The organism is Chryseobacterium sp. 2P, assembly GCF_059579425.1.
Window position 1 is genome coordinate 139,393 of the sequence record NZ_CM184194.1, and the last position, 23,508, is coordinate 162,900.

The 23,508-nt window shown below is 35.6% G+C and carries 26 protein-coding genes; 2 read left to right on the forward strand and 24 right to left on the reverse strand.

What is annotated here, in order from left to right:
* Positions 1-2: 2 nt before the first annotated feature.
* The 24 genes from AC52CF_RS00640 to AC52CF_RS00755 form a co-directional block, all read right to left on the reverse strand.
* Positions 3-1,175 carry a DUF2062 domain-containing protein gene (locus AC52CF_RS00640; RefSeq protein ID WP_214587527.1) on the reverse strand — a complete coding sequence of 391 codons (1,173 nt, stop codon included), beginning with the start codon at positions 1,173-1,175 and terminating at the stop codon, positions 3-5.
* Positions 1,176-1,198: 23 nt separating this feature from the next.
* Complete coding sequence (locus AC52CF_RS00645) at positions 1,199-1,675, reverse strand: hypothetical protein (protein ID WP_214587526.1); 477 nt, start codon at positions 1,673-1,675, stop codon at positions 1,199-1,201.
* A complete protein-coding gene (locus AC52CF_RS00650; protein WP_214587525.1) occupies positions 1,672-2,052 on the reverse strand; it encodes an ApeI family dehydratase in 381 nt (126 codons plus the stop codon). The genes AC52CF_RS00645 and AC52CF_RS00650 overlap by 4 nt, the downstream gene beginning before the upstream one ends.
* A gap of 132 nt (positions 2,053-2,184) precedes the next feature.
* Positions 2,185-2,796: an outer membrane beta-barrel protein gene (locus AC52CF_RS00655; protein ID WP_375181028.1), complete on the reverse strand. Its 612-nt coding sequence runs from the start codon at positions 2,794-2,796 to the stop codon at positions 2,185-2,187.
* Between the two features lie 6 nt (positions 2,797-2,802).
* Complete coding sequence (lolB2, locus tag AC52CF_RS00660; RefSeq protein WP_214587523.1) at positions 2,803-3,438, reverse strand: flexirubin biosynthesis protein LolB2; 636 nt, start codon at positions 3,436-3,438, stop codon at positions 2,803-2,805.
* On the reverse strand, positions 3,404-4,030 hold the full coding sequence (gene lolA2 / locus AC52CF_RS00665) for a flexirubin biosynthesis/transport protein LolA2 (RefSeq protein ID WP_496517724.1): 627 nt from the start codon (positions 4,028-4,030) through the stop codon (positions 3,404-3,406). The genes lolB2 and lolA2 overlap by 35 nt, the downstream gene beginning before the upstream one ends.
* 109 nt (positions 4,031-4,139) lie before the next feature.
* The gene (locus AC52CF_RS00670; protein WP_375181026.1) at positions 4,140-4,883 is read right to left on the reverse strand and encodes a polysaccharide deacetylase family protein; all 744 of its coding nucleotides are present in this window, start codon (positions 4,881-4,883) and stop codon (positions 4,140-4,142) included.
* 282 nt (positions 4,884-5,165) lie between these two features.
* On the reverse strand, positions 5,166-6,227 hold the full coding sequence (locus tag AC52CF_RS00675; RefSeq protein ID WP_375181025.1) for a beta-ketoacyl synthase N-terminal-like domain-containing protein: 1,062 nt from the start codon (positions 6,225-6,227) through the stop codon (positions 5,166-5,168).
* Positions 6,224-7,423: a beta-ketoacyl-[acyl-carrier-protein] synthase family protein gene (locus tag AC52CF_RS00680; protein WP_496517725.1), complete on the reverse strand. Its 1,200-nt coding sequence runs from the start codon at positions 7,421-7,423 to the stop codon at positions 6,224-6,226. Before AC52CF_RS00680 ends, AC52CF_RS00675 begins: the two co-directional genes overlap by 4 nt.
* 79 nt (positions 7,424-7,502) lie before the next feature.
* Positions 7,503-7,760, reverse strand: a complete 258-nt coding sequence (locus tag AC52CF_RS00685; protein WP_116099687.1) for a phosphopantetheine-binding protein — start codon at positions 7,758-7,760, stop codon at positions 7,503-7,505.
* A 97-nt stretch (positions 7,761-7,857) separates the two neighbouring features.
* Positions 7,858-8,397: a 3-oxoacyl-ACP synthase gene (locus AC52CF_RS00690; RefSeq protein ID WP_375181023.1), complete on the reverse strand. Its 540-nt coding sequence runs from the start codon at positions 8,395-8,397 to the stop codon at positions 7,858-7,860.
* Positions 8,398-8,406: 9 nt separating this feature from the next.
* The gene (locus AC52CF_RS00695; RefSeq protein WP_214587517.1) at positions 8,407-8,694 is read right to left on the reverse strand and encodes a type II toxin-antitoxin system RelE/ParE family toxin; all 288 of its coding nucleotides are present in this window, start codon (positions 8,692-8,694) and stop codon (positions 8,407-8,409) included.
* On the reverse strand, positions 8,691-8,942 hold the full coding sequence (locus tag AC52CF_RS00700; RefSeq protein ID WP_214587516.1) for a hypothetical protein: 252 nt from the start codon (positions 8,940-8,942) through the stop codon (positions 8,691-8,693). The genes AC52CF_RS00695 and AC52CF_RS00700 overlap by 4 nt, the downstream gene beginning before the upstream one ends.
* A 39-nt stretch (positions 8,943-8,981) precedes the next feature.
* Positions 8,982-10,154: a beta-ketoacyl synthase N-terminal-like domain-containing protein gene (locus tag AC52CF_RS00705; protein ID WP_290265848.1), complete on the reverse strand. Its 1,173-nt coding sequence runs from the start codon at positions 10,152-10,154 to the stop codon at positions 8,982-8,984.
* The gene (locus AC52CF_RS00710) at positions 10,154-10,579 is read right to left on the reverse strand and encodes an acyl-CoA thioesterase (RefSeq protein WP_290265847.1); all 426 of its coding nucleotides are present in this window, start codon (positions 10,577-10,579) and stop codon (positions 10,154-10,156) included. The genes AC52CF_RS00705 and AC52CF_RS00710 overlap by 1 nt, the downstream gene beginning before the upstream one ends.
* 189 nt (positions 10,580-10,768) lie before the next feature.
* Entirely contained in the window at positions 10,769-12,037 is a 1,269-nt protein-coding gene (locus AC52CF_RS00715) for an ABC transporter permease (RefSeq protein WP_290265845.1), read from the reverse strand.
* Entirely contained in the window at positions 12,024-12,779 is a 756-nt protein-coding gene (locus tag AC52CF_RS00720; RefSeq protein WP_214587512.1) for an ABC transporter ATP-binding protein, read from the reverse strand. Before AC52CF_RS00720 ends, AC52CF_RS00715 begins: the two co-directional genes overlap by 14 nt.
* A gap of 1 nt (position 12,780) precedes the next feature.
* The gene (darH, locus tag AC52CF_RS00725) at positions 12,781-13,776 is read right to left on the reverse strand and encodes a BtrH-related acyltransferase DarH (RefSeq protein WP_214587511.1); all 996 of its coding nucleotides are present in this window, start codon (positions 13,774-13,776) and stop codon (positions 12,781-12,783) included.
* A gap of 107 nt (positions 13,777-13,883) precedes the next feature.
* Positions 13,884-14,285: a flexirubin biosynthesis protein DarG gene (gene DarG, locus AC52CF_RS00730; RefSeq protein ID WP_235131630.1), complete on the reverse strand. Its 402-nt coding sequence runs from the start codon at positions 14,283-14,285 to the stop codon at positions 13,884-13,886.
* A gap of 3 nt (positions 14,286-14,288) precedes the next feature.
* Positions 14,289-14,732, reverse strand: coding sequence for a hotdog family protein (locus AC52CF_RS00735; RefSeq protein ID WP_496517726.1), 444 nt, complete (start codon positions 14,730-14,732; stop codon positions 14,289-14,291).
* 69 nt (positions 14,733-14,801) lie between these two features.
* Positions 14,802-15,233 carry a hotdog family protein gene (locus AC52CF_RS00740; protein WP_496517727.1) on the reverse strand — a complete coding sequence of 144 codons (432 nt, stop codon included), beginning with the start codon at positions 15,231-15,233 and terminating at the stop codon, positions 14,802-14,804.
* Positions 15,233-16,372 (reverse strand): dialkylresorcinol biosynthesis protein DarB, encoded by a 1,140-nt coding sequence (gene darB, locus AC52CF_RS00745; protein ID WP_185207106.1) that lies wholly within the window; start codon positions 16,370-16,372, stop codon positions 15,233-15,235. Before darB ends, AC52CF_RS00740 begins: the two co-directional genes overlap by 1 nt.
* 1 nt (position 16,373) lies before the next feature.
* A complete protein-coding gene (locus AC52CF_RS00750; protein ID WP_496517728.1) occupies positions 16,374-17,288 on the reverse strand; it encodes a dialkylresorcinol condensing enzyme DarA in 915 nt (304 codons plus the stop codon).
* A 43-nt stretch (positions 17,289-17,331) separates the two neighbouring features.
* Complete coding sequence (locus AC52CF_RS00755; RefSeq protein WP_496517729.1) at positions 17,332-20,985, reverse strand: MMPL family transporter; 3,654 nt, start codon at positions 20,983-20,985, stop codon at positions 17,332-17,334.
* Positions 20,986-21,176: 191 nt separating this feature from the next.
* Here AC52CF_RS00755 and AC52CF_RS00760 point away from each other — a divergent pair, with 191 nt between their 5' ends.
* Both AC52CF_RS00760 and AC52CF_RS00765 read left to right on the forward strand, forming a co-directional pair.
* Positions 21,177-22,184, forward strand: coding sequence for a hypothetical protein (locus AC52CF_RS00760; protein WP_496517730.1), 1,008 nt, complete (start codon positions 21,177-21,179; stop codon positions 22,182-22,184).
* Entirely contained in the window at positions 22,181-23,320 is a 1,140-nt protein-coding gene (locus AC52CF_RS00765) for an EpsG family protein (RefSeq protein ID WP_214587503.1), read from the forward strand. Before AC52CF_RS00760 ends, AC52CF_RS00765 begins: the two co-directional genes overlap by 4 nt.
* The last annotated feature ends 188 nt before the right edge of the window (positions 23,321-23,508 follow it).

Consider the following 23,508-nt stretch of genomic DNA (forward strand, 5'->3'; position numbering starts at 1 on the left):
GTTTAATCTGTATCAGGACTTACTTTATTCAGGAAAAGAAAAGTTGCTACCCCTAAAATTGCAGAGGCTGAAGTTGCCAGAATAAAACTTCCGATAACGTACTGCAAAAGATTATTTTTTACCAGATCGAAGTTCAGTTCCTGACTGAAAATATTGCTGTCTCCATGTACAAAAGGAGAACCTAAAAACAGGGATGCCGCAATGATAAACGGTATAAAAGGAGGTAAACTTACATTGGATGCAAAAAAGGCAAGTACTTTATTTAGTTTGAATAATACAGCCAGAGAAATTACAATCAGCGTATGAAATCCCCAGAACGGAGAAAAGCCCACAAAAACGCCCAGAGCAATCGAAAAGGCTTTAATCCTGTTGCTTCCGTCACTTTCCAGAACATCTTCTTTTATGAATCTTTTAATGCTTTTTTTTTTGAAATTATTCACGAAGTTTCGCGGAATAATATAAAGTAAAGTGATGGTAACCAGAATAGTATTCAGAATACTGATCCTCGTAAAATCTTTAAAAGGTCTGAAATGAGAAACTCTTTCCGCGGGATCGTAAAGCACCTTCACCGGAACATTTTTTACCGGAACGTGTCTCCACGCAGTTCTTACAATAATTTCAATTTCAAATTCAAATTTTGGTGTAAAATATTTCTTGGGAATTTTGTGTAAAGGATATAATCGATAACCAGATTGGGTGTCTTCAAGCTTGATTCCGGTTTCAAACCAGAACCAGAAATTAGAAAAACGGTTTCCGAAACTGCTTTTCTTCGGAATTCCGTCCTGAGACATATTTCGGTTCCCAATCAATAAAACATCTTCCTTTTCATTCAGCAAAGCCTCCACAAAAACAGGAATGTCATCCGGATAATGCTGTCCGTCGGAATCAATCGTAATGGCGTAATGATAACCGAGTTCTTTAGCCTTTCTAAAGCCAATTTTTAAACCATTTCCTTTTCCTTTATTCTCCGGTAAATCAATGACTTCGATCTGCGAATAACTTCTTAAAATTTCTCTCGTAGAATCCGTAGAACCGTCATTTACAATAATAATGTCTTCCGTATAATCCAGAACACCATCGATTACCCTTTTCAGAGTTTTTTCATTGTTATAAGTAGGAATTAAAACACAAATTTTCTTTTCAGAGATTGCATTTCGTACTTCGGAAAGGTTCATGTAAATAGTTGGTTAATAGTGTTTTATTTAAAATTTAACTTTTCAGTCTCCGTCATGGTTTTAGACTGTGCTGCAAATTTTTTAATATAACTTTTTAAAGCTGAATTCTGTTTGCTGTAATTATTGATTAGAAATACCTTATCATCTTTAAGACTTCCTCTGTATCCGACGATTTTCGGAATGTTTTCCTGAACGCTTATGCGGATCAGTCTTAATTCAGCATTATTCGGATTGCTTTTAATAACCGCTTCAAGATTGGTTGCTCCCGATTTTACCAAAGCTTTCCTGTTGTTTTTGGAAATTTTTGCCTCCATAATCTGCGCCGCTGCTTTGTATCCCTGAATGGCTGCATCCGATCCTGAAGTTTTTTCAGCTAAACTGATGAATGCTTCTGTGTTTGCATTGGAACTGCTGGCTTTGGCGTAGCTTTCTCTCAAAGATTCAAGACCCGACTGAAAAACAAGCATAAAAGCGGTGATGAACGAAAAAATTAATTTCATTTTGTCAATTTTTGATAATTTACCGACATTTTTAATGCAATAGTCTCGCCAAAAGAAGTCGTGTTCTTTACTTTTACATCTTGTTCATTTTCAGTGATATCAAGCTGAATTTTAAGATCAGGCGTTTCAAAAGGATTGATGATTGCCATGAACTTTACATTCGATGCCGTTTTTAAGAATAATGAAGATCCTGTGAATTCTTCCGTAAGTTCCTTCACGATCTGCATCATACAAACTCCCGGTGTTACAGGATTTCCCGGAAAATGTCCCTTAAAAATATCGTGATCTTTATTCAGGGAAATCTGAGCGGTAAAGCTTCCGTTTTCCGTCTTTTCGTAGGATTGTAACGTATAAAAGTCTGTAAGTATTGTCTGCATGATGTATTCTGTTTCAGTTGTTTGAAATCTTTTTCTGAATTTTAAAATTTCAAAAAATTTAGTATTTAAACCTTCGCGAAGATATGTTTTTTTGAAAGGAAAAGAAAATGGTTTTGGTCATCAACATCAATTCTATTTCTTAAAATGGAACGTGTAATAACCGCCAATCTGAAAAACCATATTTGAATTGGAAAACAGGAAGGAGGAATTTTCGTGATCCAGCATCGACGCAAAACCTTTTTTAATTCTTACTTCAATCCCCAGATTTTTAAAAATATCATAACCAAGACCCCCTGAAAAACCAAGATCGAGTCCGGAATTGTTTTCGCCGACAGCCAAATCCAGAAACGGACCGGCAAAAACACTGAAATTTTTGATATAAATTTTGTTTGTAAGCTGTACTCCGATAAAATTGTAATGCAGTCTTTTTTCCGGAAGAACTCCGTTTTCTGTAGTGTACTGTAAATTGGTTCCCTGTCTGGAATAGTTAACTTCCGGTTGCAAAGCATAACGTTCTGTAAATCTAATGTTTCCCTGTAATCCAATATAAAAATCGGTTATCGTTTTCAGGCTTGTATGAATTACTTTTTCCGGATTTTCATCTTCATGGAGATAAAAGGTTTCATTGCTTCGGTTCGTAAGATTGGCAAAATTTACTCCCGCTCTTATTCCGGGATTGAAAGTAACCTGGGCTGATAAAAATCCGGAGATCAGAATCAGCAAGGCAAAAATCTTTGTTTTCATGTAAGGTTATTGGTTTTCGGTGATCTGGAATAGTTTTATATTGATTTTAAAATCTTTATGTTGTAAATTAAGACTGTCTGCAAACGTATTTTTCTTTGCATCAAATGTAAAATCGATCTTTTCCTTCTTGTTTTTCGTATAAACGATTTGTTTTAACAGATTATTTTCTTTGTTGAAGAACAAATAATACCCCTTCTTATCCATTTTAGAAAGGTAAATCTTAGAATTTTCGTTTTCAAAACTTTCTGTTACCGGATATTTCTGCTTCAGAAGCTGCTGAAAATCATTCCTTAAAAAATTAATCACGATTTTCTTATCCAGATCCGGAAGAACATAATTCAGCTTAAAATCATCCTCAGAAATCTCAAAATCAATCAGTTTATTCCCAAAATCAGAAGTCAGAACCACACGATGGGTCGTTTCGCTGATTTTTTTGATAATTAAAATTCCGCTCACATGATTTTTATAAATATCCATCTGACATTTATACACATAATCTTCTTTGGATGAAAAATATAAATTTTCCACCGTTTTTTCAGAAGACGGAATCGGTTTTACAGCAGTTAGCGTGTACGTTTTACACGATGTAAACAGAATGAAAATCAGGCTATAAGCTAAATTCCGAAGCTGCAACAGGCGCATTGATCTTGGTGTTTTTGAAAACAATATTCGTGGTGTCTCCCGAAGCTTCCGTCATATTAACCTGTGAAACCGTGGATTGATTTTTCGGAAAATGAAGCTCGATCTGCTTGATATATTTCAGAAGCTGAGCCGATTTTGGAGTGAATTTAGCAATGTTTGAAGTCGCATTCTTCAGGTAAGAAACAGAGAATTCCGGATCATTGAACATCTGTCCGTTTGAGCTTCCGACAATTAATTTGTTGATTTTTTCAAATGTTTTACTTTTTGCATCCACTGAAGATTTTTTACCCTGATCATTAATCAATATTTTGTTGTCCTTAAAAACAATACTGTATTGATAGGGTTTTGTGTACTTCCAACTCAGCATATTCGGTGTTTTCAGAGACATTCTTCCGTAGGTGACAATGTTCTTATCCAAAAAATCCATCTTTTTGGTCTGGATAAAATCTGCCTGTAACGTTTTTATTTCTTTGGTTTCCGAAGAAACTTTAGCTACAAAAGCTTTTGATTCTGTCGCTGACATCGCCGTGTTTTGAGCAAAAACAAAAGTCGAAATTAATAAAAGAGTGCTTAAAGCTATATTTTTAATCATTGTTTAACGTCTTTAAATTTAACCACATGGATGACAAGGGTTTCATAAAGGACACTATTAAAGAATATTTATTAATAATTCTTGTCTTCCTGGTGAAATCCCTGTGGACTTAGTGGCGTACAAATTTATCAATTGTAAAAGTTGAATAATTTTTCTGTTTCAAAAATACTAATAAATCCTCCAAAACATTGTACGTTTTTTGTGAAGTATCGTGAAGAAGTACAATGCTTCCTTTTTTTAAATTTTTCGTTACTTTCTGGTATATTTTTTTTTCATCTTCCGTAATCGTATCAAGAGAACGGACGTTCCATCCGATGCTTTTTTTGCCGGTTTTTTTGATGGCTTTGGCAATATTCGGATTGGTAACTCCGAAAGGCGGTCTGTACAAATTGGTTGTTAGATTTCCAATTTTAAGCATCACTTCATCACATTTCTTAATTTCCTCAACCATTTTTGAAGTCGATAAAAATCCGGTATTGTTAGAATGTGAAAGAGTATGATTTCCAACGGTATGACCTTCCGCAATGATCCGTTGAAAAGTTTCAGGATATTTTTCAATCTGTTTTCCGATGCAGAAAAAGGTTGCTTTTACCTCGTTTTCTTTTAAAAGATCTAAAAATTTGGGGGTAAATTCAGTCGGACCATCATCAAAAGTCAGCGCTACTTCTCTGATTTTCGTTTTTTTATGAGTAATGCTGTTGACAAAATATCCCAGTTCAATATCGAAAGAACCCCAGATTACAAGCGCAGAAAACAGCAAAAAACAGAACAGATACACCCAAAAACTTCCGTGAAACGCGTAAATGAAAACGTTGCAGAAAAGATAAAATAGGATAAATAGATAATGCTTCATCTGTATTGTCTTTAAATTTTTGGTTTAAAATATTCACAATCTGTATCCATGCTGTCATTCTGATTGGAGCTAAGCGGAATGAAGAATCTCAAATTAATATTCTTAATGTTTACGCTAAAATAAACCATTAAGTTTTAGTTTAGAAGTTAAGATTATTAAGAGATTTCTCCTTCGTCGAAATGGTAATTATGCTGTTTTTCTTTGCTAAATAGAATATTCCTGCGAACGGAGCCTATTTTCAATCAAACCTCACAGGTTTTAAAAACCTGTGAGGTTTTAATTTTAAGCTTTCCCCAACAAAACCAGACTGTGATCATTTCCTCCTAAATGATTGTAAAGCAGAACATTTTTAATTTCTTCTTTCTTCAGATCATTAATCATCATCACTTCCGGAATCTCCTGATTTTTAAGAATATGACAAGCCATAAACGTAGAAAAACCACTTGCCGTATTATATTCTCCACTTAAATGTTTATAATACAGCAAAGCCGAATTTTCAAACGAACCCATTGCATTTTTATAATAAACATCCGATTTTGAATCTCCGCTGAAACCTAAAATAACCGCATCGATATCATTATTCGTTAAATTATTTTTAGCTAAAAAATCTTCAATAAACTGCTGAGTTTCTTCCAAATCTAATTTGTTAGTGATCTGAATATCCGTTAATTGAGCGTAAGAGCTTTCTGTTTTTTCCTTTCCTAAGACAAAAAAACTGGCACCCTCTCCCCAAATGACACCTTCAGTTTCAGAATTCAGAAAGTCAACGGGAAGATTTTCTTCTTTTTTAATGGTTTTGTTTAATTTGTACAGTTCCATCACTCTTTCGGTCTGTTCGTCTGTGGAACCGACCAGAACGTTTTCAGCTTCACCGTCATTGATCTGTAATTTTCCATCTAAAAACGAAAATTCCAGAGACGACGAAGTGTTTACATACGTGAAATTGTACGCGTGACATTGCAAACCTAAAGCGATTTGTCCTGCAACCGTATTGTGGGTAGACTGAATAAAATAGGTTGGAGTCAGAAACTCTTCATGATTATCCAGCACATTTTTCAGAAACTTTTCCGAATCCTGAGAACAGCCCATTCCGGTTCCTGTGATGATCGCATCGGGATTTTCAATTCCTGCTTCTTTTAAAGCGTATTGAGAAGCTACGGAACTCATTTTTACTGTTTTAGACATTCTTCTGCTTGCTGCTGGCGGAATGAATTCCTTGTAATTGGGTTCAATTGCTTTTAAAACCTGAACCGAATTTTCAGGCTTGAGATTCCTGAAAAAATCTTCATTTAAAGTGTCCTGAGCTGAAATACAGGCTGCACTGTTGATGTAAACGGGACTCATGATTTTGAGAAAATTAAAGTGGAACAATTTCCTCCAAAACCAAACGAATTGGAAAGAACGTGATTGATGTTTTTCTCTTTAAGCTCCGTTACAGGCGTTAAATCAAACTCTGCCATTTTTGTTTTAAAGTTCAGATTCGGGAAAATGATATTATTTTGAATCGCCAAAAGAGAATAGACGGCTTCAATTCCCGCCGCAGCAGCCAGCGTATGACCTGTAAATGCTTTTGTAGAACTGAATTCGGGAACATTGTTTTCCCCGAAAATCCGGATCATCGCAATTCCTTCCGAAAGATCATTATTGGGCGTTGCCGTTCCGTGAACGTTGATGTAATCGATATTTTCTTTATCTAAGCCCGAAACTTTTAGTGCTTTTTCCATCGCTAAATAAGCTCCCTGTCCGTTTTCCGAAGAAGCAGTTTGGTGATGTGCATCATTGGCATTTCCGTATCCTGAAAGATATCCTAAGACTTTTTTATTTTCTTTTTTTACGACTTCATCAGATTCTAAAACGATGAAAGCGGCAGCTTCACCCAGATTCAGTCCTTTTCTGTCGTTGTCGAAAGGCGTGTTGTAAGAATCCGTAAGAATCATCAACGTATTGAAACCGTTCAAAGTAAATTTTGAAAGAGAATCTGTTCCGCCGACAATTACCCGGTCTAAAACACCGTTTTTAATGAGTTTTGCGCCCATCATAATCGCATTTGCCGCCGATGAGCAGGCTGTACTGATGGTGGAAACCATACCTTTTAATCCGAGATAATCTGCAATTAGTAAGGATGAATTTCCTGCATCGTGTGAGTCAATGTATTTTTGCTTTTCAGGAAAGTCTTCGTAGGAATAGAAATATTTTTCGGTAACATCCATTCCTCCAACACTGGTTGAAGAAATCAGTCCCGTTTTATATTCATTGATATCAGAAATTCCGGCACTTTCTACGGCTTCTTTTGTAGCCGTCATCCCCAAAAGAGCAGTTCTCGTTGCATGATGATCTTTTTTGAGCTGAAGTTTTGCGGCAAGTTCCTCATTAGACAATTTGATTTCGCCTGTTTTGATATTTCCTTTATGGCGTGTTTCAAACAAAGTAATGTCTGAAATCCCGTGCTTTCCGGAAGTCAGCGAACTCAGATTTTCCTCCACATTGTTTCCAATGGCGGAAATGATGCCCATTCCTGTTATGGCAATTTTTTGACCCATCTTTACAAAATGTATCAATGTATCAATGTAACAGTTTACCAATTACTAAACTGTTGCATTGATACATTGTTAGATTGAATTATTTTGTTCTGTTTTCTTCGATGAATTTTGCCATGGTTTCGATGGACGTAAAAATTTCCTTTCCTTTTTTCGGATCGGCTAATTTTATTCCGTATTCTTTATCCAAAAGCACGATCAGTTCCAGAGCATCAATAGAATCCAAACCAAGACCACCGCCAAAAAGAGGATCTGTATCTTTAATTTCTTCTACTGCGACGTCTTCTAAATTAAGAACTTCTACGATTTTGTGTTTTAATTCTTCTCTTAAGTTTTCCATAAAATTAATTTGAAAATATGTTAATGAGACAATTTGAAAATGTATAACTAATTGTTATGCTTTATTGACATGATTTTACATTTTCAAATTATCAAATTTATAATGTCAGCAAATATACAAAAGCTTTGTAACTTTCCTGATATAGTTCTACCCAGCCGCACAATACTTTATCTGCCTTTCCGGACTGTAAAAGCTGTGCTGAATAATTGCTTAAAAATTCTTCATCCAATTCATCCAAAACAAAAAAAGCATTTTCGGTCTGCATTTTGTGTCTGATGCTGATTTCGCCCACACAGATATTCGGTAAAGTATACACAAAAACCGCGGGACTCGGAAAGTAATTTTCCTGAGAATTGATGCTTTCCTGATATTTGAAATCTGTGTCTAAACTTGATGATCTGTTCGCAAAAACCAAAGCCGTTCTGCTGTGATCTTCATCTTTTAAAATCATTTCAGAAACAAGAAATGCGAGTTTGCTTAAGTTATCCATTTTATGAAATTTCGGATAATTCAGCGCTAAACTTTTATAAGCTTCTTTCGCAAAGTCTGAAAAATTTTCAGTTTGGATTTCAAAAATAATGTCATTATTGAGTACTATTTTTGAATTTTCTATGGTGCAGATGTCTGTTTTCTTCATGAATAAAGTTTAAGGCTTTTTTGTTGGATTTTGATGGGTGTTGAAAACAGCAAAAACAATAATATGATCTCCTATAATTTGATAAATGATCACATAAGGAAACTTCTGAATGTAAGCCTCACGTAAGTTTCCTTTTTTTAAGGGAAAGTGAAATGGATGATTTTGAATTCTTAAAAAATAGGATTCAACTTTTTGTATAAATTTTTCACCAAGTCCGGTCTGTTGATTTTCGTACCAAAGAGCTGCTTCTAACAAATCATTTTCAGCATTCGGAGATAAAGAAAAGTGGTAAATCATAATTTTTTCATCAATCTTTCTTTCACCTCTTCCCAGCTCGATGTTTTTACTTCTCCTTTCATATATTTTTCACATTCTTCTTCAATCCGATCATAAACATAATCAGGAACTTGCGGATAATCTAAAGATTCTAATTCTTGATCTCCCTCTTCAGCATCAATAATTCCTTTGAAAATGCGCAAAATTCTTTCATCTGCACTATCAATGAATTCGTGAATTCTTTTTCTGATGTCTACTGTAGATTCCATTTCCTAAAACTTTAATTTTATAAAATTACAAAATTATTTCTAGCATTTTTCCAAAACAATCGCGGCATTGCATCCTCCAAAACCGGAAGCTGTTTTCAGAATATATTTAATTTCTGTGGATTGGTTTTCTCTGATAATATTCAAAGGTTGAGAAGTTCCGGTTTCTTCAAAATTTTTGGATGGGATTAAAGTATTTTTCAATGCACTTTCCATGGAAATGATGCTTTCCAGCAATCCCGATGCTCCTAAACAGTGTCCGTAATACGCTTTTAAACTATGTAGAGGAATGTTTTGTAAATTCATTCTGTTGAAAGCGATCGCTTCCATTTCGTCATTATAAATGGTTGCCGTTCCGTGTGCGGAGATAAAGTCTATTTTTTCTGCTGAAAGCTGAGCTTCTGTCATTGCGTTGTTGATGCTTGCAAATAATCCGTCTCCCGTTCTCGAAGGTCCGGAAATATGGTTCGCATCGTTAATAGCGGAGTCTCCTAAAATTTTAAAACTAAATTTTTCGTTTTCATCTCGTTTTGAAGTGATGTAAACCGCCGCTGCCGCTTCGCCGATATTAATTCCGTCACGGTTTTTATCATAAGGTTTGCAAATCTTGGTTCCGATTGCCTGAAAAGAATTAAAACCTGAAATTACAAATTCTGAAATTTCGTCTCCGGCAACAACAAAAGCATCTTTATATTTTCCTGCCAAAATCATATTTTTGGCAACACTTATTGCCATTACTCCCGAAACACAGGCGTTGGAAACCACAATGGGCTTTGTTTGAAATCCGAAAAAATCAGCCAGTTTTTGTGCTAAATTGGAAAGAAAAACGCTTTCCGGTAATGTTTCCTGATTTTTTAATAAGCTGATGTTTCCTTTTGTGGTAGATAGAATTAAAGCGGTTTCTTCTGAAATCAAGTGTCTTTCAACCAAAGGTTTTAAGCTCAGTAAAAACATTTTTTCAAGCCTTGTAAAGCTCATGTTGTCATTGGCTAAACGCTGAATCTCCGATTTCTGAGGGGAGTCGAAGAATATATTGAATTCGTTATCTAATTTCTCAGAATCAATCATCGAAGCATAAAAAGGCTTCTGATTTTCGATGATTTTATGTAAACCTACACCAGATTTTCCTTCAACAAGAGCATTCCAGTTTGAAGAAACATCAAAACCCAAAGGTGTGATGCAGTTGTAGTCTGTAATGTAAACTTCTTTCTTCATCAGAGTCCCATTTTATCTTTCCATTCCTGAAAAAACTCAGGATTATACAAGCATAAATTGTTATTAGAATCCAGAAAAACCTGAATGGTTTCACCTGAACAGACCAATTTATTTTCTTCGTTGAAAAGCTCGTATTTATAGATCAATTTTGCAGAATTTGAATTGACGAAAGTCGTTACAATTCTGAAGGTTTCGCCATATTTTAAAGGCAGAAAATGTTCGCAGGTGCTTTTTACAATCGGCGTTACAAATCCCGCTTTCTGAATATCAAGATACGTTAAACCGTGCTGTCTTCCAAAAGCTTCTCTTCCGTCTTCAAAATAAACGATATAATGTCCGTGCCAAACAATTCCCAACGGATCTGTTTCGTTGAATCTTACTCGGACTTCCTCTGTACAGCTTAATATATTTTGACTTTTAGCCATTTTTCTATTTGAAACATTAAGATTTTATTTTAAGAAGTTAAGCGATTTAAGCTTAATGTTCTTAAATAAAATCAATCTATTGATTTCTTAATTATAGTTTAAATTCTTAAATCTTCTTAATGGTTAAAATTATTTAGGTAAGAGAATTAAGATTAAAAACATCTTTTATTATATAATTAATGTCAGTATTTACACTGCATTCTGTTTTCTTTCGTAGAATAATGAAATTGCGACCATTGCTATATAAAATAAAAACAGGAAAATGATTTCTTTCGCAATTCCTCCGATTCCGCTGTTTCTTAAAATAATATCATAATAAGCATTTAATCCCCAATTCATAGGAGAAAATTTAGCGATGGTCTGCATAAATTCAGGCATTAAAAATACGGGAACCCAGATTCCGCCGATTGCAGCCAAAACCACCACAGAAGTCGCACCAAACGGAGCCGATTGTTCCTGCGTATTGGCAACCGTTCCTAAAAGTACACCAAATCCGATGGCTGCCAAACCTGCAAAAATGGTGACGACAATAAGCGGAAACATTTTTCCGGTAACATCAAATTGTGGAAGATCCATGTATGGGAAAAGATAAATTCCCACTGCAACCATTAGCAAAAATTGGATCACACAGATGATGAGATACGTAAATGTTTTTCCTAAAATATGAACGAAATAGGGAGTCGGGCTGATTCTTGCTCTTACGCTTGTTCCCTGACTTTTTTCTTTCACAAGGTTAATAGACAAAGGAACGACAATGAAAAATATAGCAAACAGTGCCCAAGCCGGAACGTTGTGCTGAACGGAATTCGGCATGATGTCTGTTTTTCCTTTTTTCGGAGTGATTTCTTTAAAACAGATTAAATTTTTAGTTTTTCCTAGATCTTCCGTAGTTCCCAACTGATCCTGAAAGGCTTTGTAAATTTTTTTGTTCTCAATCTCAAAAACCATTTTGTTGACGGCGGTCATCACATTGTTTTTGAAACCGATATTGGTTGCCGGATCAAAGTACAGATGAATATCATCAGATTTAACGGGACTTTCCTTCACAGATGTCGAGTCATTTTCAAGCCCAAACGAACTGACGATTGCCTGAACTTTAGATTCTACATTGGAATTGATGTTCTTTGTTAAATTTTTCGGAATAACAATCGCCATCTGATAATCTCCTCCGAAAACCGCTTTTTCAGCAGATTTTTCCGTAAAATTGGTAAGAAGTTCGAAGGTTTTACCATTTTCGAATTCTTTTTTGATGTTTTGTGAAATCTCAGATTTGTCGTTATCAATAAAAATAATCGGAATTTTTGTGCCTTCCAGATTTTTAAAGGTAGAATCCTGAATTAAAGTAATGGTAATAATCAACAGCAAAGGCATCACAAAAATGATGACAATTCCTCCGATATCTCTTTTCAGCAAAAGAATCTCCTTAATGAAACTCCGCCACAATTTATACAACAACATCTCGTAATTCTTTTCCGGTTAATGATATAAAAACGTCTTCTAAATTTTCCGCATTGGAAACCTTACTGATTAATTCTTCAGGTGTTCCGACAGCGTGAATTTTCCCATGATCGATGATGGCGATTTTGGTACAGAATTCTTCCGCTTCCGAAAGGTGATGGGAAGTGTAGATAATGCACGTTCCTTTTTTATTTAAATCCAAAAGATAATCGATAATCGCTTTTTTAGACTGAACATCCACACCAACGGTCGGTTCATCCAGAAATAGAACTTTCGGGTTATGAAGGGTTCCTGCAATCAGATTACAGCGGCGCTTCATTCCTCCGGAAAACTGTTCCACTTTTTTGTCTGCAAATTTCGACAAACCCATGATTTCCAAAGATTCAGTGATCGAATTCTTTAAATTTTTGTGACTTAATCCGTAAAGACTCCCGAAAAACATTAAATTTTCTCTTGCCGTTAAAGTCGGGTACAAAGCATACTCCTGTGGAACAATCCCGATGATTTGTCTCAGCCTAAAACCGTTTTTCTGTGGCGAAAGTCCGTCAATTGTAAAATGTCCGGAAGTCGGTTTTATCAATCCGGAAAGCATGGAAATCAATGTTGTCTTTCCTGCGCCGTTGGGTCCGAGAATTCCGTAGATTTCGTTTTTGGCAATACTCAGCGAAATATTGTTTACAGAAAAGTCTTCTGCATTTTTATATTTTTTGTAGAGATTTTTTATTTCTATGAAATGTTCCACGTTATATTGCTTTTCTCAGTTTTTTATAAAAAGCTTCTTCCAGATCGGCAATGTGAAGCATTGATTTTGATAATTGGTTATAAATATCGCTTTTGGAGTTCCTGTTTTTGTACACTCTTGCAATATCCACCGCAAAATCTCTCCAAAGATCACCAATTGCCGTAATTTCTTTAGAAAGTTCTCTTAATTCATCGTTTTTAAGAATAACGGCTGCTTCCTGCAAAAATGCACCGTAAATAAACCTGAATCCGCCGCCGCCGGTTCCGATTTCTTCCTGCATTCTGATCAGTTGTCCCAGATAATGATTGGTAGTTTTCGTACCTTTTTTGGCTGCCCATTTCGGAATGCTTCTTGCTACCCATCTCATGGCTTTCACCCCGATAATAGGAACCGGAGCCAGCATATTTTTACAGGTGTCTTTGATTCCTTTTTTTATGGCTTCTTCCAGATTTACATGATCCGGAATGTAAGTAGGGTAGTACATATGACCTTTCGGCGGAAGTGCTCCTTTGGCGTATCTCACTTTTTCCAGCTCGGCTTCAGTAAGGGTTGTGGTGTAATCCATCACAGGATCGCTGATCAGGAATTTTCCGTTTTCTTTTCCGTAAACCACGAGATTGTGAGCGTTAAAATGGAATTTATATTCTTCTGGAAAATAAGTAAGGTTAAAAACACCCACCTGTAAACCTGTCGGAATATTATTATTGAGGTTTCTTTCCAAAGCTTTTTGTGCTTCAGCAGGATTGGAGAATTTTTCTCTTTTGATTTTAATTCCCAGTCTTTTTGCGGCTTTGCTGAAAATGGCTCCCGGCATCGGACGATAGCTGAAACCCGGAGCAAAATTAACTTTCAGGAAAGGTAAATACACAAAGAATAATCCGGAACCAATTCCGAAGATCATAGGCTCGCTGAGCTTCAGTCCTTTATTCAATAATAAATTGGAGGCAACACCGTTTTCGCAATGGGCAGTCTGGTGATGTTCAAAATTAAGTTCCATTAGTCTCTTCTCTTTTTATCGCGGGAAATACTTGGTTTTCATATTGTAGAGGTTCTTTCTTCGTCAGAATGACAAGCTAAGCAGCTCTCTACTTTTAAACTAATTATTTAACCCTTGAAGTTTTTTAGTTCATCCACCGAAATACCGAAAGCATCGGCATATTTTTTCAGTACGGAATCGCTTAGTGTTTTAAATATTTTTGGTTTTCCGTGTCTTTTCACGCGCCACTGCCACATTCCAACATAGGCAGCAAGAACCTGCATATCCATTTTATTCAGCTCCATGAAATAGACAATCGGGCTTGCTGTATTGTTAGCAACATTTTGTCTTGCTTCTTCAATTCTTTCATTAATCAAAGCCAAAGATTCGTCCAAAGCAGCTTTTTTAGCTTCCCAGCCGGTGCTGTTTGCGGTCGTGTAGTTGTTATTTTCATCTGTAACGTACAAAACCTCAGTCATATTCGCTGACTTTAAGTTGCTTTCGTCTTGTGGAAGGTCTTGTTTTTTCATTGCTTAATTTTTTACTTCCTGAATAAATAGAGTAATTTCTGCTCTTATCAGCAATTCATCATCATTGAATGTCTCACAAAAAATCTGACAGATATTTTCAAACTGCGAAACCAATGATGCTTTTGAAATGATTTTGTTGCCGACTTTGGGCAAAGTAAATATTTCAATTTTTTTTATGTTGGTAATGAAGCCAATTACTTTTGTTTCTGTTTCAGGATTTTCAAAAAAGCTCTGCCCTAAAATTGAGGAGCAGGTTTGTGCTGCATTTTCTATGAGTCCTGCTTCAACGAATACATTATCGTGAACAAAAATATTGTCTTCTTTTATTTCAAAGGAAGTAATCACTTTTTCTTTCGTCAATTCCAGAATGTAATCTGTCATCAGCATCGGTTCGCGATGCGGGAGAAAGTTGTGGATATTGATGATGTTTTCTTCCTTGATTTTCATTGAAATTTCTATTTTATTTTACCAGACCTCATAGGTTTCAAAAACCTATGAGGTCTACCTAAGTATACATTACATTACAACCGTTTTCATTTGAGATTTTGCAATAACCTCATCGTTTAGCTTTGTTACAACATCTACTAAAGTTACGCCCATCATTTCATTGATAATAGAAACTTCGGAAGTTAAGGTATCGCCCAATTTTGGTAAAGTATACGCTTCAAAGGTTTTAATGGCTCCGATATATCCTGTAGGAGCTTCTTTTCCTAAGAGGTAAAATTTATAGCCGGTGTGTAAAGCAACACTCTGCGCCTGATGTTCTATCAAACCTGAAGCCTGAAAAATGCCGTTCTGAACAAAAATATTGTCTTCTTTAATTTCAAAACCTGAAATCAGGTGGCTTTCTAAATATTCTGAAATGCTGTTGACCATCACAAAAGGAAATCGCTGCGGAATTAAGCTTTCCACAAAGTCCTGATCGGAGGTTGGTAATTTGTTTTCCATTAGCAAACCGTTAGCAAAGCACAGGAATAAGCGAATCTTCCGCTTTCAGGAACACAAAGCAATACTTTTTCTCCTTTTTTCAGCTTTCCGGAATTCATTAATTCTTCTAAAGCGATGAAGATAGAACCTGCTCCGATGTTTCCAACTTCAGAAAGGTTGTAATACCATTTTTCCCAAGGGAAATCCAATCCTACATTGGCAAATTCTTCTTTAAGCCCTTCTTTAAAGTATCCTGAAGAAATATGCGCCAAAACATGGTCGACTGATTCCGGATCAAGTTCATGCTTATCAAAAGATGATCTTAAACTTTCAGCACCTTTTACCAGAATATATTTATCTAAAATTTTTGTGTCCTGTTTCAATGCAAAAATAGACTGTTTCAGCCATTCGTCGGACGGATAATCTGCCCATGATTTCAGGCTTCCGTCTTCCTGTTTTTCGCATCCTGCATACATACAGGCTTCGATCTCGTGTGCGTAAGAATAGAAATCAATCCATTCTACTTTAAGATTTGTTGCGTTTTCTCTTGGTTTGTTTTCAAGTAAAAAAGCGCCTGCTCCGTCGGAAAGCATCCATCTTAAAAATTCTCTTTTGAAAGCAATGATGGGTCTTTCTTCCAGTAAAGCCAGATTTTCTGCTTCATGGTTGAATTTATCTGCCGTCATCCAAGCCGACATTCTCTCGGAACCTGCGCAGACTGCTTTATCCTGAACTCCTGCTTTTACAGAAAGGAATCCGTAGTTCAAAGCATTCATTCCGGAGTTGCACAATCCGGTTGCGGTATTTATTTCGATAGATTTCCCGATGTTCAGTTCGCCGTGTACCATGGATGCGTGAGAAGGCTGAAGCTGATCCGGAGAAGTAGTTCCCACAGACAATAGTTTCATGTCTTCCTTTTTGAAGTTTTCATCAAAAAGTCCTTCAATGGCTTTTGCCGTAATCTGGGCATTGGTATGTGTAGGATTTCCTTCTTTATCTAACGCGTAGTATCTTGTCGTAATTTTGTTATTTCTTAAAATAAGAGCTTTCGCTTTAGATTTTGCACCGTTTATATAACCAAGATACGTTTCCATTTCATCATTAGAAACCGGCTCATTGGGTAGGTATTTTGATGCTTTTGTTATAAATACGTCGTACATTCTATTTTAAATTAATTCCTTGTAAATATTCTCTTTGTTTCTTTCTTTTAAACCAGAAAACAGGTGTTGTTAATAAGTGTAAAACCAATACGATAGGTGAAATGATCCATATCGCAGCCATCAAATATACCTTAAAGAATTTAATAAGCAATGGTCGTTTTTCTTTTTTCTTCATGATGAGGTTTGACCAGATGGTGAAAATTTTGTTTCCCACTTTTTCCACTCTTACCAGAAAAGCGCGGATTTCCACGGCTCCGTTTCTCACCAGATCAGGCTGTAAAGTATCCAGATCATTTCTGCTGAAATGTTTTTCAATAGTTTCTCCGTATTTTACAGAACCTTTTATTTCTTCATCCGAAACTCCGGCGGCAGGAAGAATTCCCGATTTTTCTTTTTTTCCGGTGGTCATCCAGCGAAGAATCGTAAGAACACTGGTGTAATTGTCGTGTCGGTCTACCAAAGCGATATTTCCTACCAATTTGGCGTTTAAGTTCTTTAAATATACTTTCAGTTTTTCCTGAGAATACATCCACATATTTCTCGTTGCCGAAACGGTAACAACCGGAGTATCTTTCAGGATGTTTTCCGCAAAACCACTTTTCAGGAATGAAATGATCGGGATGGACGGTGTTAAATACCAAACCTGATAACCAAAGATAATCAAATCAAACTTTTTGTTAACCACTTCTTCCGGTGGCGGCAGAATTTCACTCGGGATCTGAAGATAAGATTCCGGAAAGGTATTGAAGAATACATCATTCGGCCACGGAAAAGGGAAGTCTTTTTTCAGCGTAATGTTGTAGTATGTTACACGGTACTCTTCCTTTTTGGCTTCAAAAGGGCGGGCAATATTTTTTACAATATCGGTAAGCTGTCCGGTTTGTGAATAGTATATAACGAGTATATCTTTTTGCATGGGTTCTCCTTAATCGTTTACAAAAATATGCTTTTCATATTTATTATTCAGAACGAAATACTTTTAAAGCTTCTGAACTGAATTTCAGTGTATAATTATTATTTTCCGGTAACGTATTTTCCACATTCATAAAAATGATGGTTTCAGGAAGATTTTCCATTCGGTCTGCTTTGAAGTTTTTATCTGAAACCAGAAGAATATCTATCTTTTTATCAATTTCCGTACTGTTTTTTATGTATTTAATTTTCCTTCTTTTTACCAAATAAATCTGTTCGGCGATTTGTCTTTTTTCTTCATCTTTCATTAAGCTGAAGATTCTTCGGCTCGCCTGCTGAAGCGAGAGTAAAACATCTTTCTGCCCGAAATCATCTGCAATGTGCAGAATATTGGCGTCTTTCGGAAGGTGTTTATTCAGTTCAAAACAAACCGATTTATTTTTGTTAAAATCTTCTTTTACTTCCTGTACAACTTCGTTATCTTTATACAGATAGCTCAGGAAGAGTTTTTTCTTAAAATAATTTTCATCCTCCAGCTCACTTCGTAACTTCGCAAACTGCTCCCTGAAAAAAGCATTGATCTTTTTCGTTCTTTCGGAATAGTTTTTCCCGAAGCGTTCGTCATTTTTATCAATTCTGTCGCCCACTTTTACGGTAATTGAACCGTCATAAATGATAAAGTCTCCTTTCGGCTGTACTTCAGAATTTCCATGAATGTATACCGGAACCACATCCAGTCCGAATTCTTCTGCGATATAAAAAGCTCCTTTGTGAAATCTTTTGATATCATTGGTGTAAGACCGTTCTGCTTCCGGAAAAACAACCAGAGAATAACCCTGATCTACTTTTTCTCTCAGCTTTTCCATTCCGTTTTCAATACCCTGAGAAACGGGATAAAATCCTAATGCTCTCACGATTTTTCCGAAAACAGGAGAGTTGTACACCCAGTCATTCACCAGATAAATGATTTTATGCGTTGTCATGGCTAGAGCCAATGTATCCAGAAACGAAGTGTGATTGGCGATAATGACTGCAGGTGTGATGAAATCTTCATTCGGGTTTTTAATGAGCTTTTTCTTTACAAATGGATTCGTATAAAGAACAGAAGTTAAAAACTTCGCTAAAATTAATTTAATAAAGTTTAATGTTTTGCCTTTCGATCGCTTCACAAAGATGCTTCCGATGGCGGAAAACAGCAATCCGCCCAATCCATAATACAGGAAAGACAATACTGCATTGAAAAATAATCTGAAGGTAACCGGCGAAAGTCCTTTTTTAGCCCTGTTCGTAATCAGCAAACGGAACCAGAACGGATATAAGGTTGAGGTGATGATGATCACGGAGAACATCCCGATTAAAGCCACCAAAGCTAATGAATGCAAAGCAGGATGTTTGGCGAAAATTAATGAACCGATGGATAAAATGGTCGTGAAAACCGCCAGAATAATGGATGTTCTGTACGTTGGAAGTTCGTTTTTTCCTGTCGTATGCTCTTTCTGCATCGCCTGCGTAAGAAAAATACTGAAATCGTCTCCGACTCCGAAAACCAAAGTACAGACAACGGTGCTGAAAATGTTCAGTTCCAGACCTAAAAAGTAAAGAATTCCCGCTGTAACGACTCCCGTTAAAACAATCGGGAACATCGTGAGAACCGTTAATTCAAAATTACGGAAGAACACAATAATCGTTAAAATAATCGCCAAAAGGGAATAATTGATTAACGTGTTAAAATCATTTTTCAACAAACCCAGAAAGTTTTCGTTCATTTGTTGACGGTCGATTGCCAAAGCATCATGCTTTTTTTCAACGTCTTTAATGAAGGCATCTCTTTTCTTTTCGTCTACTTTTACCACATTGGAAACCGTGTAAAAATTGTTTTCCTGACTCAGAAATTCAGAAATCTGGAGTGCTTTTACCTTTTCGTAGTCTTTTAAAGTTAATGTAGAATAGTTTTTATTTAAATTTTCATTGAACTGATCAAAGGCAGAATTGTTAAATCCGAATTGATTTCCGTTTTTAATTAATTCAGAAACAGTTTGATTCTTTTTATTTTCATCCCAGAATTTTTTCCAGTTTTCAATTCTTTTTTGCTGATCTTTTTCAGACAAAACTACATTTCCGAGAGAATTGTAGCTTAAAATTTTTCCTTCTTTTTTTTCTTTTTCTAAAAATTGGCTCAGCTCAGAATTTCTCGATAAAGCCTGTTCTTCGGAATCGCCGTAAGAAATCGTGTAGATGGATTTTGACGTAATATCGGATAACTTCTGAAGTTTTGCTTCGCTTATTTTTAAATCTTTCGGAATATAATTCAGATCGCCAATGTCTTCGTTAAAACCTACTTTCCTGAATCCGAAAAGACACGCAATGATAATAACCGAACATATAATAATTAAAGGTTTGTTTTTTTCGTACGGATACGAACCGATTTTATCGATGAAATTTGCATTGACTGCTTTTTCTTTTTTCTTCGGATGATACAGTTGCGGAATGATAATTAAAGCCGTAACGGAAGATAAAATAACCGTTATGGCAGCGAAAAGTCCCAGATCTTTCAATGCTTCCGAACGTACAAAAACAAGGCATAAAAAAGAAACGGCTGTTGTTGCGCTGCTTAAAATAATAGGCTGCGTAATTTCTTTGTAAAGCTCTTCAATATTGTTGTTGTGTTTGTAATGCGTCAGAATGTGAAGGGCGTAATCAATCGTAATTCCTATCAAAATGGCTCCCACGCTCAGAGAAATTGCTGAAATTTTATCTTTAACAAAGTACAAAATCAAAAGAGCGAGTAAAACCGAAAAAACCGTCGGAAGAAATACAATAATCGGTGTAAAAACATTCCTAAAATAATAAATAAGGATCAGAAGAAGCACAGTCATTGAAATAATAACCGTATTCTGAATGTCTTTTTTGATCTGTTGTGCATTCGCAACCGCAATGACAGGCGAACCAAAATAGCTGATTTCTGTTTTTCCTCTGAATTTTGCGTTGAGGTTTTCTTTGATGGTATTTAGCTGATTAACAAATGTTTCGTTGTTTTTGGTGTCGTTGCTTTTGTTTTTGGGATCAATAAAAAGCAGCAGGTTTTTTCCGTCTTTGGTTACGATGTAATTGTCTTCCAGCTTAAAATCTTTGCTGATGTTTAAAGCATTGAGTTTTTTGATTCCCAGAAAAGTTATTCCGAGCGGATCTTTTTTAATGAATTCTTTGGTAACAAGACTGGTGGGCGAAACCAGAGAAACGTAGTTGTTTTCAACCTGTTTGGCAATGCTGTCTTTCTGAAGTTTTCTCTCAATTTCTTTGTAATCGTTTTCATTCAGAAATAAAGGCAGATTCTGATTGACGAAATCAAAGGTTTCCGAAATTTCACTGTCATTTACTTTTCCCTGAACCGAACCGATGTATTTTTCCAGAGGTTCAATTTGATGTAAAAAGGCATCCGCAGTCTCCGAAAGCTGAAAATTTTCTTCTTTGGATCTGTTTTCGATAATCACGATGATCTTGTCTGAAAAATTGAGCTGTTTCAGAACTTTTGCGGTAAGATCGGATTTTTCGTTTTTAGGAATAATCTGATTGATGTCTTCCTCAAAATTGATTTTTGAAGCGAAAAAGACACACAAAACGGCGATTCCGACCGAAAAAAATACGGACAGAAGTTTGTTTTTAGAGATCAGATAATATAAAAATATGAAAAAACGATGCATTACATTATAAAAATCAGGTTTGCAAATTTAAATTTTTCGGGGGGAGTTCAAAATTTTTTATCACAAGTTTTATCTGAAAATCAATAAAATATTTAGTAAAAATGAAAAAAAAATATACTTTTGCAAAAGTTCCCAATTGATGAAGCGTGTTTTAAAACAAAAATTGACTAAGTCTGAACTTAGGTTTTGATATGTTTAAACTATTTGATGAAAAAATAAACGGATTTTTATTTATTATAATCTTTCCTTTCCTTCTCTTTTTCATGTCCTATTACGGATTTGAGACTTCTTACGTTGTAGGAATCAAGTCTTGGGAAAAAGCGCCGGATTTTATGTTTTCGTCGGTCTATGCATATCGTGTAATCCCGAATTACCTCAGTGTACACGTTACAGAAGCGATAACCTCCATTGTAAATAATGATCTTCCTTTTGCAAAAAGTTTTCTTTTGAAGCAGGGTTCGTTGTTTTACCACAGTACATTTTTAATCAATGTTTTCTTTTTTCTTCTGACTTCAGTAATTTTAGATAAAATTCTTGAACTGAAGCCCGTAGAAATTCTTTCAAACCGGAAAATCAGAAGAATGGTTCATCTTATTGCTGTATTTTTTATCGTTATTCTTCAGTATGTTCCGACCAATTGCGACTGTATCGCGATCTTTTTCTATGTTTTTGGAATGTTTTTAACGTTAAAATATTTACAGCATAAAAAACCTACGGATTTATTGGGATTAAGTATTGTGATATTTATTTCAACTTTTGTGCGGGAAACTGCCTGTCTCAATATCGCTTTTTTTGCAGCGGTTTTTATTGATCCTGAAAATCTGAAGAACAGGAATTTCGCTTTCATAAAAGAAACTTTTTTGCTGGTGATTGCGTTTGTGCTTCCTTACATTGCTTTAAGGCTGGTTATTCCGCAGAAAGCTTCTTTTGTGGAGGGAATTTATTTAATTAAAAATTTCACAAGTCCTTATAATCTTACAGGACTTTTATTCGGAATTTTAGGTATCTATTTCAGTTACAGTTTTTCTGATGATACCGGAAAAATAATGATGAAAAAATATTTGTTTTTTGCGCTGCCGTATCTTTTAATGATTACTTTAGTAGGGCTTTTCTGGGAAACCAGATTGTTTATGCCTTTGCTGATTACGGGAATCGTAACGGCTTCTTATCAGTTTAAAAATAGTTTACCGGAAAGATGAGTTTACTGCATCCATATTATATTATTGCCATTCTCTATATGCTGTTTTTCAGCTATCAGGAAGTTTTTCATGGTAAGGTTGAAAAAAAATGGCTTTGGTTCTTGGGAATATATCTCATGATTATTGCAGGACTTCGCGATCAGGTAGGGCCGGATTACGGTAGTTATCGTGGGATTTACGTGTATTCGGATACCAAAGATTACATCTCGCTCATTATGAAGGGTTTGGGAATGAAGGGGCCTCAGCCGATTGAAGTAGAGTGGCTGTATGTATTCATCAATAAAATTTTGCTGAATGTCTTCGATGCGCCGTTTTATATTCTAACCTTGGTTATTGCCATTCTCGCCGTTTACTTTAAAGTAGAATATACGGATGATAATACGTTTTATCCGTTTACCTTTATGCTTTTCATGTTCATTCCCGGCTTTTTTATCGGGGAAAGCGGTCAGATCCGGCAAAATCTTGCTTCATTTATTGCTTATTTTGGAATAAGATACATTAAAGAAAGAAAACTGATTGCTTATCTTCTCTGTATCTATCTTGCAGCGGGGGTGCATACGGTTTGTTATATCCTAATACCGATGTACTGGTTGGTAAGAATACCGCTGAACAGATTTGTAATGCTTTTTATGATTATTACCTCTGTTTTCCTGTCTCCGTTTGAAGTGTATCGCGTCTTTGGGGATTTTATGACGAGTATTGCTTCAGACAGTACCGTTTCCATAGGTTTTAACGGTTATGTAGATGAAACGGTGGAAAGGCTTAACGGGGCGATCGGTATTCCTGAAGTGATGATGGCAATTCTCACCTTTTTCCTTTTTGTTTTTGATGAAAAGATGAAAGAGAAATTTCCTTATTATGAATACCATCGTGCTTATGTTGTAATCGGGGTTTGTTTTTATTTCATTTTCAGAGATAATCCTATTTTCTCTTCAAGACTTGCGGGAGTATTCATCGGTTTTGCATATATTATCATTCCCAATGCAATGTACGTGGTTTCGGAAAATACAAAAAAGTTGATCTATGCTTTTATAATCGCTCTTACAGTGTTCAACTTTGTCGTTTTCTCAAGCTTTAAGAATATTGTAAACGGAAACTTCACATGGGATCTTTATAAGAATCATATTTTACCATAAAATGGCTTCAGACCTTTATAAATAAAAAAGACAATGCTGTTTTGCGTTGTCTTTTTTATTTAATTATCTGCCGAATTATCAGAGTATTAAAATTAATTCAACTTTATAACTAATATGTAAAAAGTTGATGAAAAATGCCTTAATTTCGTATAACCTAAGTTTGAAATGAGATATTAGCATCTGTAATT

Coding starts and splice junctions, on each gene's coding strand:
- AC52CF_RS00640 (WP_214587527.1), bottom strand. CDS start 1,175: ATGAACCTTTCCGAAGTACGAAATGCAATCTCTGAAAAGAAAATTTGT.
- AC52CF_RS00645 (WP_214587526.1), bottom strand. CDS start 1,675: ATGAAATTAATTTTTTCGTTCATCACCGCTTTTATGCTTGTTTTTCAG.
- AC52CF_RS00650 (WP_214587525.1), bottom strand. CDS start 2,052: ATGCAGACAATACTTACAGACTTTTATACGTTACAATCCTACGAAAAG.
- AC52CF_RS00655 (WP_375181028.1), bottom strand. CDS start 2,796: ATGAAAACAAAGATTTTTGCCTTGCTGATTCTGATCTCCGGATTTTTA.
- lolB2 (WP_214587523.1), bottom strand. CDS start 3,438: ATGCGCCTGTTGCAGCTTCGGAATTTAGCTTATAGCCTGATTTTCATT.
- lolA2 (WP_496517724.1), bottom strand. CDS start 4,030: ATGATTAAAAATATAGCTTTAAGCACTCTTTTATTAATTTCGACTTTT.
- AC52CF_RS00670 (WP_375181026.1), bottom strand. CDS start 4,883: ATGAAGCATTATCTATTTATCCTATTTTATCTTTTCTGCAACGTTTTC.
- AC52CF_RS00675 (WP_375181025.1), bottom strand. CDS start 6,227: ATGAGTCCCGTTTACATCAACAGTGCAGCCTGTATTTCAGCTCAGGAC.
- AC52CF_RS00680 (WP_496517725.1), bottom strand. CDS start 7,423: ATGGGTCAAAAAATTGCCATAACAGGAATGGGCATCATTTCCGCCATT.
- AC52CF_RS00685 (WP_116099687.1), bottom strand. CDS start 7,760: ATGGAAAACTTAAGAGAAGAATTAAAACACAAAATCGTAGAAGTTCTT.
- AC52CF_RS00690 (WP_375181023.1), bottom strand. CDS start 8,397: ATGAAGAAAACAGACATCTGCACCATAGAAAATTCAAAAATAGTACTC.
- AC52CF_RS00695 (WP_214587517.1), bottom strand. CDS start 8,694: ATGATTTACCACTTTTCTTTATCTCCGAATGCTGAAAATGATTTGTTA.
- AC52CF_RS00700 (WP_214587516.1), bottom strand. CDS start 8,942: ATGGAATCTACAGTAGACATCAGAAAAAGAATTCACGAATTCATTGAT.
- AC52CF_RS00705 (WP_290265848.1), bottom strand. CDS start 10,154: ATGAAGAAAGAAGTTTACATTACAGACTACAACTGCATCACACCTTTG.
- AC52CF_RS00710 (WP_290265847.1), bottom strand. CDS start 10,579: ATGGCTAAAAGTCAAAATATATTAAGCTGTACAGAGGAAGTCCGAGTA.
- AC52CF_RS00715 (WP_290265845.1), bottom strand. CDS start 12,037: ATGTTGTTGTATAAATTGTGGCGGAGTTTCATTAAGGAGATTCTTTTG.
- darH (WP_214587511.1), bottom strand. CDS start 13,776: ATGGAACTTAATTTTGAACATCACCAGACTGCCCATTGCGAAAACGGT.
- DarG (WP_235131630.1), bottom strand. CDS start 14,285: ATGAAAAAACAAGACCTTCCACAAGACGAAAGCAACTTAAAGTCAGCG.
- AC52CF_RS00735 (WP_496517726.1), bottom strand. CDS start 14,732: ATGAAAATCAAGGAAGAAAACATCATCAATATCCACAACTTTCTCCCG.
- AC52CF_RS00740 (WP_496517727.1), bottom strand. CDS start 15,233: ATGGAAAACAAATTACCAACCTCCGATCAGGACTTTGTGGAAAGCTTA.
- darB (WP_185207106.1), bottom strand. CDS start 16,372: ATGTACGACGTATTTATAACAAAAGCATCAAAATACCTACCCAATGAG.
- AC52CF_RS00750 (WP_496517728.1), bottom strand. CDS start 17,288: ATGCAAAAAGATATACTCGTTATATACTATTCACAAACCGGACAGCTT.
- AC52CF_RS00755 (WP_496517729.1), bottom strand. CDS start 20,985: ATGCATCGTTTTTTCATATTTTTATATTATCTGATCTCTAAAAACAAA.
- AC52CF_RS00760 (WP_496517730.1), top strand. CDS start 21,177: ATGTTTAAACTATTTGATGAAAAAATAAACGGATTTTTATTTATTATA.
- AC52CF_RS00765 (WP_214587503.1), top strand. CDS start 22,181: ATGAGTTTACTGCATCCATATTATATTATTGCCATTCTCTATATGCTG.